Source organism: Pantoea coffeiphila, from assembly GCF_016909495.1.
GTDB classification, from domain to species: domain Bacteria; phylum Pseudomonadota; class Gammaproteobacteria; order Enterobacterales; family Enterobacteriaceae; genus Erwinia; species Erwinia coffeiphila.
The window spans coordinates 254,441-266,828 of the sequence record NZ_JAFBFW010000001.1 but is presented as its reverse complement, the minus strand read 5'-3'; the positions used below and the strand labels follow the sequence as shown (position 1 = coordinate 266,828).

12 protein-coding genes and 2 pseudogenes are annotated in these 12,388 nt (G+C 49.6%); 10 read left to right on the top strand and 4 right to left on the bottom strand.

Annotation, left to right across the window (positions count from 1 at the left end; genetic code table 11):
• Positions 1-45: 45 nt before the first annotated feature.
• Positions 46-774, top strand: coding sequence for a two-component system response regulator RstA (rstA, locus tag JOE09_RS01220; RefSeq protein WP_105594658.1), 729 nt, complete (start codon positions 46-48; stop codon positions 772-774).
• Between the two features lie 286 nt (positions 775-1,060).
• On the opposite strand, the pseudogene JOE09_RS01215 reads toward rstA, so the two are convergent.
• Positions 1,061-1,210 (bottom strand): annotated as a pseudogene (locus JOE09_RS01215) (hypothetical protein); the annotation flags it as partial.
• Positions 1,211-1,919: 709 nt separating this feature from the next.
• Entirely contained in the window at positions 1,920-2,231 is a 312-nt protein-coding gene (locus tag JOE09_RS01210) for a transposase (RefSeq protein ID WP_205064488.1), read from the bottom strand.
• A gap of 614 nt (positions 2,232-2,845) precedes the next feature.
• Here JOE09_RS01210 and JOE09_RS01205 point away from each other — a divergent pair.
• Positions 2,846-3,511: a hypothetical protein gene (locus JOE09_RS01205; protein ID WP_205064487.1), complete on the top strand. Its 666-nt coding sequence runs from the start codon at positions 2,846-2,848 to the stop codon at positions 3,509-3,511.
• A 125-nt stretch (positions 3,512-3,636) separates the two neighbouring features.
• Entirely contained in the window at positions 3,637-4,017 is a 381-nt protein-coding gene (locus JOE09_RS01200; protein ID WP_205064486.1) for a hypothetical protein, read from the top strand.
• Here the strand turns inward: JOE09_RS01200 and JOE09_RS01195 are convergent.
• Positions 4,014-5,161, bottom strand: a pseudogene (locus JOE09_RS01195) (IS3 family transposase). The gene JOE09_RS01200 and the pseudogene JOE09_RS01195 sit on opposite strands and share 4 nt — an antisense overlap.
• A gap of 26 nt (positions 5,162-5,187) precedes the next feature.
• On the opposite strand from JOE09_RS01195, the gene JOE09_RS01190 reads away from it, so the two are divergent.
• The 6 genes from JOE09_RS01190 to JOE09_RS01170 all read left to right on the top strand — a co-directional run bounded on the left by JOE09_RS01190 (position 5,188) and on the right by JOE09_RS01170 (position 11,094).
• Entirely contained in the window at positions 5,188-6,414 is a 1,227-nt protein-coding gene (locus tag JOE09_RS01190) for a tyrosine-type recombinase/integrase (protein WP_205064485.1), read from the top strand.
• A gap of 29 nt (positions 6,415-6,443) precedes the next feature.
• A complete protein-coding gene (gene rstB / locus JOE09_RS01185; RefSeq protein ID WP_205064484.1) occupies positions 6,444-7,736 on the top strand; it encodes a two-component system sensor histidine kinase RstB in 1,293 nt (430 codons plus the stop codon).
• A 33-nt stretch (positions 7,737-7,769) separates the two neighbouring features.
• Positions 7,770-9,254 carry a carboxypeptidase M32 gene (locus JOE09_RS01180; RefSeq protein ID WP_205064483.1) on the top strand — a complete coding sequence of 495 codons (1,485 nt, stop codon included), beginning with the start codon at positions 7,770-7,772 and terminating at the stop codon, positions 9,252-9,254.
• A gap of 172 nt (positions 9,255-9,426) precedes the next feature.
• The gene (gene asr, locus JOE09_RS01175; RefSeq protein ID WP_205064482.1) at positions 9,427-10,005 is read left to right on the top strand and encodes an acid resistance repetitive basic protein Asr; all 579 of its coding nucleotides are present in this window, start codon (positions 9,427-9,429) and stop codon (positions 10,003-10,005) included.
• A gap of 88 nt (positions 10,006-10,093) precedes the next feature.
• Positions 10,094-10,177: a small membrane protein YdgU gene (ydgU, locus tag JOE09_RS26490; protein ID WP_476703935.1), complete on the top strand. Its 84-nt coding sequence runs from the start codon at positions 10,094-10,096 to the stop codon at positions 10,175-10,177.
• A 110-nt stretch (positions 10,178-10,287) separates the two neighbouring features.
• Positions 10,288-11,094, top strand: coding sequence for a trypsin-like serine peptidase (locus JOE09_RS01170; RefSeq protein ID WP_205064481.1), 807 nt, complete (start codon positions 10,288-10,290; stop codon positions 11,092-11,094).
• 177 nt (positions 11,095-11,271) lie between these two features.
• Here JOE09_RS01170 and fos read toward each other — a convergent pair whose 3' ends face one another.
• Positions 11,272-11,670: a fosfomycin resistance glutathione transferase gene (fos, locus tag JOE09_RS01165; RefSeq protein WP_205064480.1), complete on the bottom strand. Its 399-nt coding sequence runs from the start codon at positions 11,668-11,670 to the stop codon at positions 11,272-11,274.
• A 119-nt stretch (positions 11,671-11,789) separates the two neighbouring features.
• Here fos and JOE09_RS01160 point away from each other — a divergent pair, with 119 nt between their 5' ends.
• On the top strand, positions 11,790-12,332 hold the full coding sequence (locus JOE09_RS01160; RefSeq protein WP_205064479.1) for an RNA 2'-phosphotransferase: 543 nt from the start codon (positions 11,790-11,792) through the stop codon (positions 12,330-12,332).
• Positions 12,333-12,388 lie beyond the last annotated feature (56 nt).

Genomic DNA, 12,388 nt, shown 5'->3' with positions numbered 1-12,388 from the left:
GAGAAAGGATAAGCTAGTGTCATCTACGGCCCGATATACCGCATCATGAATAAAATTGTATTTGTTGAAGACGACAAAGATGTAGGCGAGCTGATCGCCGCCTATCTGGGAAGACACGATATTGAGGTCATTGTGGAAAGCCGAGGAGACAGGGCTGAAGCAACGATCGCCGCCACTAACCCGGACCTTGTCATGCTGGATATTATGCTACCCGGCAAGGACGGGATGACGCTTTGCCGCGATATCCGCAGCAGCGGCGACTGGTCTGGCCCGGTTGTGCTGCTGACCTCACTCGACAGCGACATGAACCATATTCTGTCGCTGGAGATGGGTGCGAATGATTATATTCTCAAGACCACGCCGCCGGCGGTTCTGCTGGCGCGTCTGCGGCTGCATCTGCGCCAGGCCGGGAGCAAAACCCAGGGTGAAGAGATCGCTCCTGCGGTTTCCAGCCAGAAAGGCCTGCGCTTCGGCACGCTGAGCATCGATCCGGTTAACCGCCAGGTGACGCTTTCTGGTGAAATTATTGCTCTTTCCACCGCCGACTTCGATCTGCTGTGGGAGCTGGCAACCCATGCAGGCACAATTCTCAACCGCGATGCCCTGTTGAAAACCCTGCGCGGCGTCAGCTACGACGGCATGGATCGCAGCATTGACGTGGCGATTTCGCGCCTGCGTAAAAAACTGCTGGATAGCGCCACCGAGCCGTACCGGATTAAAACCATCCGTAATAAAGGCTACCTGTTCGCTCCGCACGCCTGGGATGCCCAATGAGAAAGCTGTTTATTCAGTTTTAGTGTGCGGAGATGTCGCAACATACTGAATTTAAATAAATTAGCTTATTTTCAACATGTTGCCACAAGGCGAGCAATGTACATTTAAGGGCGGGCACGGTCGTTTTCGTGCCCCTGATGTTGTCCCTAAGAGTGAAATGCCCCCAAAATTGTCCCTGCTCGGTGTCTGGCGAGCAGGCATGGAAGGACACCTAACTGATCCTGCGAGTTTAATAGAAGAGTGATTACATCACAGCAATTGCAGCATCCCTTCATTTTAGAGCCCATCAGTACATCTCAAGGCCCAGAAATTTATCATGATCCACCAACTGTTCGAAGTCATCCGTCACGGTCTTGGCGGCGATTGCGCTTTCCATGACTTTAACGATCAGGTCTGAGGCTTCGAACCATTCCATATGGCGCAGCATTACCTTAGAAAAACACCCTTAATGCATTGATATTTATATAATAATTAATAATCGAAACTGCGTTGCTCATACGGTTAGTCTTGTTTCAACCCTATGAAATACTTAGAGTAAAATCTAGTTTTGGGGAATGGTATCTTGAATTAGTAGCGGCAAACGCTTAGTATGATTGGTGAGTATGCTTATCCAGAGATGTGAGTTCGATTCTCACGCATGCGCCATTTATTCCGGCCCTTACAGTGATGCTAGTCATAACAGCTTTGCGCTTAATCAGCGTTGCTTTGATGAATATTACCAATAAGGAGAAGCCTATGAATAAATTATTCCGATTTACCCTCACGATTGCTTCATGTATGTGTGAAACCGCGTGGGCTGGAATAATAAGCGCGGTAGTTGGTCTATGTGCTGTCCAGTCCGAGATTATCTCGGTTCTGGATAAGCGTATTTAGTGCACTCGGTCATGGGGTGTCTGGGGTCGGAGGTTTAAATCCTCTCGTACCGAACAAATACCTAGAAAAACCAGCCTCTTACGGCTGGTTTTTGTCTGAATTTTATATGGAGATTCAATGGAGTGAAATAGGGAAGAAATTCGGTCAAATCTTCAAGTGATTATCGTCAGATCGTTAGCCGGTTTTCATCATAAACAGACAGGACTTCCAGCGTCATGCAACCCATAATGATCACGCACTGCCCTCTCCCTTAAATAACTTGATTATAGAGCTTACCGTGATCTCAGATTATATTTTGTTATATTTCGTCCATTGATGCTATACATACCTTCTCGCTTGCGAAGTTGGCCCTTTTTGTTTCTAACAGTTGCTATTAGTGTTTTGCAACGAATTGAATAGTGCCCCTCAACCACTAAGCGAATTGCTTCTGAAGCATCTTCCACTTCTATAAGGTCAGTCGTCTTGTCAAGCCCAAGTGGCTTAAGATGGAATGCTGTTTTCCCCGAAGATTTTTGAGTAATCTTCGTCGGATATAGAACATCTCCAGTTTTATGAATAAATTCAATCTCTTCTATATGATTCATGGCAATCCTCCTCAAATGTAGACCTGAATATACAAACCGAGAATAGGAGAAACAATAGAAATCCAAAAATTTTCCCAAATTTAAACGGATAACGTTAACTTATTGAAATTTATAGCATTAACTCCATATTTTATTGCTACAAAAGTAGACGCGAAAAGTTAATGTGCGCGGGAATGATTAATGATGCCAGATGTGACAGCAGCCTGGCTCAAGGACGATGCAGTTTCTGAATGCGATGGGGTTTTCGTAGTAGCGGGGCATGATGCTCTCTCGTCAAACAAACTGTATATACATACAGCATTATCATTTGAGCAGGAGGAATCAAGGGATGCTAACTCGATTCACAGTAACCGTATAATGGATCTGGCAATTTAATCAGTTCCCATTGTTCATTTGAGTAATTCCTCAGTTGGTACTTCCGATAGCTTATAGTTTCCATTTACCACCTTACTTACCTACCTCGACTGAGTTAGGAGTAGGATTTCCCTTAAAAAGTGACTTCAGCCTTAAGTATGAGATATATCATGCTTGTTTAGATAAAATTGGTTTAAAACTTAGTGCATTAGCAAATTTTAAGAAGTAAGATAGTAATAAATTTATCCGTGGGATTGATCATGAGTGAATCAGATAGTTTAAAGGAAAGCATTCTGGAAGTTACTAAGGATAGATTAACTAACAGATTGTACATGTACATGTTTTCTTCAGTTGTGGTAGCTAATTTTCAACATATATTATTAATTCTAATGTCAAAGAATGACATAGAACTTACATTAGGCTTAATGGCATACGAAGATTTATTTTATTGGAAATATTTTATTTTCCCAATTTTAATTGGATCTATTTTATCAATCGTAATGCCATATTTAACTCGCCTCACATATGAATTTACAGCAAGCCAATATTACATTATCAAAAATAGTGACAAACTGGGGCAGAGTGCATTGGACTTGAAAATTTCCAAGCGAAAGGAGGCCGCGAGTGAAGCCAGACTCAAGAATGAAATAAACAAAATACAACTTTCAACAATAAAATCCGATCATGACGCACTAGAATCTCAGAGTAGAAATTTTTACAAATGGCTGAAAGGGCTTCTAAAGGCGCATGAAGAAGTCGGCGGGAAAATTGAAAATGACGAAGATTTTAAGAGGTTTTTATTTAAGCTTCACGAGAATGGTGCTGTGTATGATGGGGCTATTATCCCAGGATTTAAAAAACTAATGCAAGACCTTCATAAAATAGAATCTCAGCAAAGAGAGGCAGCAGGAGAAAATGATCAATAACTGCCGCCCCCTTTAATGTACTGAGATAAATTAATCAGTACTATGCACATCCATGTGTGTTTTCAGCCTTAACCTTCTACAAAAGGGATTAAGAGTTCAAACGAAACTATCTTACAGGTGATCAGATGGATTTTAGAGCCCATCTCGCAAGACAGCTTAGCTTTCTCAAGAGGTCCTGTGAAGCGTATGATGCAGGCGCAACCGACGAAGCGATTAGAATGGCGACAGTCATTCGAGTTTTGATTCATAATACAAGAGCTTCAACATCTCTTCTCAAGCACCTGAACGCAACCAAAATTAACTTGATCACTTCAACACAAGACCCCCCGAATAATGCGGTCTTTTTTCAAGGCATTGGAATGATGCAAATAGGCGGAAATGAAGAGTCAAAGTATTTTGCTCCTTTTTCACTTAGTGTTACCTCAAGACCTGTCCCTGTAAGTAAATGGTGGGACCAAATAGTTTTCATACTTAATCCTCAAACTGAATCGCCACGGATAATCTAGACACTTCTGAGCCGTCGATAATATTGATTTTCATATTCCGTCGGTGGCATCTGATCACTCGAACCATGCCGGCGCTTACTGTTATAAAACATTTCGATGTAATCAAAAATATCGCTGCGGGCTTCTTCCCGCGTTCCATAGATCTTTTTCTTTATCCGTTCACGCTTCAGCAACTGGAAAAAGCTTTCTGCAACCGCATTATCGTGGCAGTTACCGCGACGGCTCATGCTCCCCTCCAGGCCGTGTGATTTCAGGAACGACTGCCACTCATGGCTTGTGTACTGACTGCCCTGATCAGAGTGAACCAGCACCTGTTTTTGGGGATTACGCCGCCATACAGCCATCAGCAATGCGTTCAGGACAATGTCCTTTGTCATCCGGGATTGCATCGACCAGCCGATAATTTTGCGTGAGAACAAATCAACAACCACGGCAAGATACAGCCAGCCTTCGTGGGTCCTGATGTAGGTGATGTCCGTTACCCAACGCTCATCCGGAGCATCCGGATTGAACTGTCGCTGGAGCCTGTTGGGCGACACGATACAGGCCTCGCCTTTACGTGCCCGCGGGCTCCGGTATCCGACCTGAGCCTTTATCCCGGCACGTTTCATAAGTCGCCAGACTCTGTTGACTCCGCACTGTTACCCGGTGTCCCGCAGATCCAGATGGATCTTGCGATAACCATAGACGCATCCCGACTCCAGCCAGAACTGTTTAATCTGTCCTGTCAGTCTCAGGTCTGTCTGATGGCGTTGTGAATGCGGCTGCTGAAGCCAGGCGTAAAAGCCACTGGGATGAACATCCAGCACCCGACAGAGCAGGCGAACAGGCCAGCAACAGGTGTTGTCACGGATAAAGGCGTACCTCAGTCGGACAGCTTTGCGAAGTACGCCGCGGCTTTTTTTAATATGTCCCGTTCGTCGGTAACCCGCTTCAGCTCTTTCTGGAGACGGCGAATCTCGGCCTGAGCATCTGACTGTTCTTTATTATTGGAAGAATCCGGACCGTATTTCTTTATCCAGGCGTAAAGGCTGTGGGTGGTGATATCGAGACGTGTTGCAACACTGGAAACAGAATAACCACGATCAACAACCTGTTTGACTGCTTCAATTTTAAACTCTTCGGGATAACGCTTACCGCTCATGGGCACCTCTCTTTAAGCCATCTTAAATGACTCCGAGGTGTCTGTTAAACCCGTGGCGATTCACGGGCTGGATCGTAAATGCTGCAAATATCAAAAAAGCCGGAAACCTAAGAGCCAAAATTGTCAGTGAAATACAGATGGGTATTTTTGATTACAGGACTGTTTTTCCTGAATCAAAAATCGCTGCAAAGTTCTATGTATCGCAGAACATTACGTCATTCTCGGAGTTGGCTTCAAGCTGGTATGAGAACCATAAAATTGACCTGTCTCCTAACGCATCGAGAAGCTACGGCATAGCCATACGCACTTTAGGCAAGATGATCGGCCCCGATACGCTTGTAGCTTCTATCACCAACAATGACATTCTGAACTGGAGAAAGGAGCTGCTGACTGGCGAAACCAATTATGTTCCTGAAAAACGACGCAACAACTCCGGGCGGGCTGTTCGCACAGTCGATTACTACCTGTCTATATTGCGACAGATCCTGGACTATGCCGTAAAGAATAAAATCATTTCCTACCAGCCTTACGTCGGCATCAAAAGACTGCGTAAAGGGCATACCAAACCTGACCCACTTCTGAAACATGAGTACCAGCAATTAAACGATGCCGCTCCGGAAAAACAGAAAAACATGTGGCAATTTTTCGCCTATACCGGGATACGTCCTGGTGAGCTTTGCGCACTGGCCTGGGAGGATATCGATCTCACTGCTGGAGAAGTTCACGTCAGTCGTAATCTTACTCAAGAAGGCATTTTCGGCCCACCAAAAACCGAATCCGGATACAGAATAATAAAGCTGCTTGAGCCAGCGCTTGAAGCCCTGCGGGCTCAAAAGGAGCTAACAGGAAACGCACCTCAGGTTCCAGTGACGATCCACCACAGAGAATTCGGTAAAACAGAAACACAGAAGCTGCATTTTGTATTCATGCCGCGGATGCTGAAAGGCATGCAGGCCCCGCATTACTCCGTTAATTCGATAAAGTCACTTTGGGATGTTACTGTACGCAAAGCGGGTATCCGACGCCGACGCCCCTATCAACTGCGCCATACATACGCGTGCTGGATGTTGTCAGCCGGTGCAAACCCTGCTTTTATAGCGAGTCAAATGGGTCATGAGAATGCAGAAATGGTTTTTCAGGTATATTCTTCCTGGATCACCGCCCTCGACAGCGATCAGGTTTCGTACCTGAATCAGCGCATTGGTGGTTATACGAGTGCCCCCATAGTGCCCCTGAAGGTAAAAAGCAGGTAGCTAACATGTTGATTTTTGAGTTATAAAGAATGAGAAAGCTGTTTATTCAGTTTTATCTGCTGCTGTTTGTCTGCTTCCTGGTAATGGCGATGCTGGTCGGGCTGGTGTACAAATTCACCGCCGAACGCGCCGGTCGCCAGTCGATGGACGATTTAATGAAGAGTTCGCTGTATCTGATGCGCAGCGAACTGCGGGAGATCCCGCCGCGCGACTGGAACCGCACCATTAATAACCTCGATCTCAACCTGTCCTTTAAGCTGCACATCGAGCCGATGAGCAAATACCAGCTCGATCCGCCGACGCTGCGCCGTCTGCGCGCGGGGGAAATTGTCGCGCTCGACGACGAATACACCTTCCTGCAGCACATTCCGCGCAGCCACTATGTGCTGGCGGTCGGCCCGATCCCGTATCTGTTCTATCTGCACGAAATGCGCCTGCTGGATATCGCGCTGCTGGCCTTTATCGGTATATCTTTGGCGTTACCGGTGTTTATCTGGATGCGCCCGCACTGGCAGGACATGCTGAAGCTGGAGAATGCCGCACAGCGCTTCGGTCAGGGCCATCTTGACGAGCGTATCCATTTTGACAGTACCTCCAGCCTGCTGCGGCTGGGGGTGGCCTTTAACCAGATGGCTGACAATATCAATACGTTGGTCGCCAGCAAGAAGCAGTTGATCGACGGCATTGCCCATGAACTGCGCACTCCGCTGGTGCGTTTGCGCTATCGTCTGGAAATGAGCGATAACCTCAGTGAGGCGGAATCTGCGGCACTAAACCGGGATATCGGCCAGCTGGAGGCGCTGATCGAAGAGCTGTTGACCTACGCCCGCCTCGATCGTCCGCGCGTGGAGCTGAATCTGCAATCACTCGATCTGGCACAGTGGTTGCACGAACGGCTGCAGGATATGCGCCTGGTCAATCCCGATACCGAAATCGCGCTGGATACTCCGCAGCGTGAAAATCACGGCGTGGCCGATACCCGTCTGATGGAACGCGTGCTGGACAATCTGGTGAATAACGCCCTGCGCTATGCCGACAAGCGGCTGCGCGTTGGACTGTGGTTTGACGGCGACATTGCCTGCCTGCAGGTGGAGGATGACGGCCCCGGCATTCCGCAGGAAGAGCGCGAACGGGTATTCGAACCCTTTGTGCGGCTCGATCCCAGCCGCGATCGCGCTACCGGCGGCTGCGGCCTGGGGCTGGCGATTGTTCACTCTGTGGCACAGGCGTTTGGCGGCTACGTCACCATCGACAGCAGCCCGCTTGGCGGTGCCAGCGTGCGCTTCTGCTGGCCAATTAATCACCCTTTGCGCGACGCCTGAGGCGTCTGAACGCTCCTCTTATTAAGGAATAGTATGTCATCTGCTTACGCGAATCTGACCCGAACCTTTCAGCGCCTTTCACGCTTTGGTCATCTTGCTGCAATTACCGGCTGGGATATGCAAACCATGATGCCCGCAGGCGGCAGCCGCGCACGCGGTGAAGCGCTGGCGGAGCTGAGCGTGCTGCGCCATGAAATCCTGACGGCAAAACAGGTGGGGGAATGGCTGGACCAGGCGAAGCAGGAAGATCTGGACGATGTGGCGCAGGCAAATCTGTACGAAATGCACCGCGCCTGGCAGCAGGCCTCTCTGCTGCCCGCCTCGCTGGTGGAAGCTAAATCCATCGCCGGTTCCCGCTGCGAACACGCGTGGCGTCAGCAGCGCCCCGCCAACGACTGGCAGGGGTTCGCCGCCAATCTGAAAGAGGTGGTGAAACTCAGCCGCGAGGAAGCTGAAATTCGGGCACAGGCCAACGGCTGTTCGCGCTATGACGCGCTGCTGGACGTCTTCGAGCCGGGCATGACCAGCGCGAAGCTGGATAGTACTTTCGGCGATCTTAAGCAGTGGCTGCCGGAACTGCTGCAAAAAATCGTCGACCAGCAGGCGAAAGAAACGGTGATCGCTCCTGTCGGGCCTTTCCCGCAGGAACAGCAGAAAGAGCTGGGGCTGGCGATAATGAAGCTGCTGGGCTTTGATTTTAACGCCGGTCGCCTGGACGTTAGCGCACATCCGTTCTGCGGCGGCGTACCGCAGGATGTCCGTATCACCACCCGCTACAAAAGCGATGAATTTATCAGCGCGATGATGGGCGTGATCCACGAGACCGGCCACGCGCGCTATGAGCAGAATCTGCCGCAGCAGTGGGCCGATCGGCCTGTGGCTCTGGCGCGCTCAACAGCCATTCACGAGTCACAGAGCCTGTTCTTTGAGAAACAGCTGGGCCGCAGCCCGGAGTTCCTCAGCCTGATCCAGCCTCTGGCGGTGCAACTGCTGGGCGACCGTGCCGGTATGGCAACCGACAACTTTATTGCGCTGAACCAGCGGGTGAAACCGGGCCTGATCCGCGTGGATGCCGATGAGGTCAGCTATCCGGCTCACGTGATCCTGCGCTATGAGATTGAGCGCGCGCTGATTGCCGGAGAGATTGAGGTCGACGATATCCCCACGCTGTGGCAGGAAAAAATGCAGCACTGGCTCGGTATTAATACTGCCGGGAACTATCGCGACGGCTGCATGCAGGATATTCACTGGACCGACGGTGCCTTCGGCTACTTCCCGACCTATACGCTGGGTGCAATGTACGCCGCGCAGCTGTTCCAGGCGCTCAAGCGTGCGATTCCCCAGGTGAATGAACTGATTGCCCAGGGCGATTTGCAGCCGGTATTCAACTGGCTACAGCAGAATATCTGGCAGCACGGCAGCCGTTTCTCCACCCGCCAGCTGGTAGAGAATGCCACCGGAGAGGACCTCAACCCGATCTGGTTCCGCCAGCATCTTGAGAGCCGTTATCTGAAGTAAACCCGCAGCTGTTACATGCCCTCAAGGGGAATGCTATTATCGCATTCCCCTTTGTACATTCGGTTACACGCCGATACCAATCACTCACTGAAGCGCCCGTCCCGTTCTCATATAGTTTACTCACCGGCCCCGCAGTGGGCTGACACATGAATAAACATTTGAGGGTTTTGCAATGAAAAAATTATTTGCTCTGGTTGTAGCCGCTGCAATGGGTCTGTCTTCAGTTGCTTTCGCTGCTGAGACCACAGCTGCCCCAGCTACCACCGCACCAGCTGCCGCTGCTGCCACCACCACAACTGCGGCGCCAGCTCCGGCTAAAGCAACCGCTAAGCATCACAAAAAACACAAGAAAGCGACCGAGCAGAAAGCGCAGGCAGCTAAAAAGCACCACAAAGCCGCCAAGAAACCAGTAGCGCAGAAAGCTCAGGCTGCTAAAAAGCATCACAAAGCCGCGAAGAAGCCAGTAGCTCAGAAAGCTCAGGCTGCTAAAAAGCACCACAAAGCCGCTAAGAAGCCAGTAGCGCAGAAAGCTCAGGCTGCTAAAAAGCACCACAAAGCCGCTAAGAAACCAGTAGCTCAGAAAGCTCAGGCTGCTAAAAAGCACCACAAAGCCGCTAAGAAACCAGTAGCTCAGAAAGCTCAGGCTGCTAAAAAGCACCACAGAGCCGCTAAGAAATCAGTAGCTCAGAAAGCTCAGGCTGCTAAAAAGCACCACAAAGCTGCCAAGAAAGCCGCTGCTCCTAAAGCGTAACTTTTGCAGACGGGCGGACAGCCGCCCGAAACAAGATCCTTAACTCAAACACCCGGATAATCCGGGTGTTTCTTTCCCGGAGTCTCGGATGATGGTGCGCCGCTATTTATTCGAAATTATTCTGGTTGTGATGATCCTTTGCGGTGTGATTGCCGCCAGCTTCTACATCTGAACCCTGTAGCGTGCTGATATTCCAAATTAATCTCCCTTTTCAAGCGCTATCCGTCTATAGTTACTGCATTAGCGTAATCACCTTTAATGCTTCTCCAGCCCGAGAGAAATATGCGCCTGACTGCTGTGTTATTAATGGGTTTCCTCTCCTTTTCGTTCTGTACTCACGCCGATGATGATGCCCAAAGTGAAGCCGACACCAAGACGCTGTTTTTTGGTAAAGATGACCGTCTGCCGGTCAGCAATACCGCCAGCCAGCCGTGGGAAGCGATCGGACAGCTTGAAACGGCCAGTGGCAATTTGTGTAGTGCTACGCTGATCTCCCCTCACCTTGCCCTGACCGCCGGCCACTGCCTGCTGGCACCACCGGGTAAACTGGATAAAGCTATCGCACTGCGTTTTGTCGCCGGCAATAACGGTAAATGGCGCTATGAAATTCACGATATTGAAGGCCGGGTGAATCCGACGCTGGGGAAAAAACTGAAGGCCGATGGCGATGGCTGGATTGTTCCGGCTTCTGCCGCGCCCTACGATTTCGGGCTGATTATTTTACGTAATCCTCCATCCGGTATTGTGCCGCTGCCGCTGTTTTCCGGTACACGCGGTGAAATGACCGCAGCGCTGAAGGCGACCGGTCGCAAAGTAACTCAGGCAGGTTATCCGGAAGATCACCTGGATACGCTTTATTCGCATAACGACTGCCTGATCACCGGCTGGGCGCAGAAAACGGTGCTGTCGCACCAGTGCGATACACTGCCGGGAGACAGCGGCTCCCCGCTGCTGCTGAAGGTTAACGGCGACTGGCAGCTGATCGCGGTGCAAAGCTCTGCCCCTGCGCCGAAAGATCGCTATCTGGCCGATAACCGCGCTATTGCCGTAACGGCATTTCGCGATAGCCTGGAAGAACTGGCAAAATAGGCGATGAAGCCCCGGAATTTTTGCAAGCGTCCGCATCACCTGGACTGTTGAAATTTCAGCAGGACCGCAGGGAAAATGTACTGACCGTCAATTGGGGCCAGCGTTAAACTGGCCCCAATATCCGATTTCCTTCTGCGTCATCTCGGCCAGCCACAAGGCTCCATTCCCCGCCTGGAATCAGAAAAATGTCATCCCCTCATAGGGTTGGTCCCGGCAGGCCATTAAGCGGCTGTTCAAATCCCCGTCATGAATTTCCAGTTTATGCCCGTCGGGATCTAAAAAGTAGACGGACTTCCCTTCGCTTTTGTTGATTTTCCACTCCGTCACGCCCGCCGTTCTTAAGCGAACAGCAAACTCATCAAAGTCATTGCTACGGATGCTGAACGCATAGTGAGTGTAATCCCCGCCGGACAACACATTATCAGCCGAAAGGCACAGCCACAGCTCACCCAGTGAAAGGTAGGCACCTCGCGCCCACATCGCCTTTGGGGTAAAACCGAGCGTATTGACATAAAAATCAAAGCTTTTTGTCACATCGCTGACGGCGATAGTGATGTGGTTAAGTCCGTTCAGCATGCGGAGAGTCTCTTTGGTAGGGAGGTGGCGGGATTAATTTAGCATGGATGATGTTTTAATTGCCGTCAGGCTGCATTATAGGTTTTAAGTCAGCCTGGACAGAATTGAAGAGCACGAAAATGAGTAAAACCAGTTCAGAGATAAGTAAATTTTTAAGCTATGCACTACGCCATCAGCCAGAAGCCATCGGTTTATCATTAGATAAAGAGGGTTGGGCGACCATCAGCGACCTGATCCTTTGCTCGGTTAAAAAAGGCTATGCGCTCGACCAAACCCTTCTGCGTCAGATAGTTGACGGCAGCGATAAGAAGCGGTTTACGATTTCAGATGACAGTTTGCGCATCCGCGCGGCGCAGGGGCATTCAACACAACAGGTTAGTATTGATTACCCTGAAAAGACACCTCCGGAATACCTCTATCACGGGACCGCTACCCGCTTTATGCCTGCCATTCGGGAGCAAGGGTTAATTCCCTTATCACGGCAGTATGTGCATCTTTCATCTGATGAAGATACTGCAATTCAGGTAGGGCAACGTCACGGGAAACCGATTGTATTAAAAATACAATCCCAGACCATGTACGAACAGGGCTTTAGATTCTTTCAGGCTGACAACGGCGTATGGTTAACGGTGTCAGTTCCTTTTCGGTTTGTTTCTGAGTAATACTACATAAAATAACTTTACCCACAAAGCCAATAAGATAAACTGCTTTTATTAAA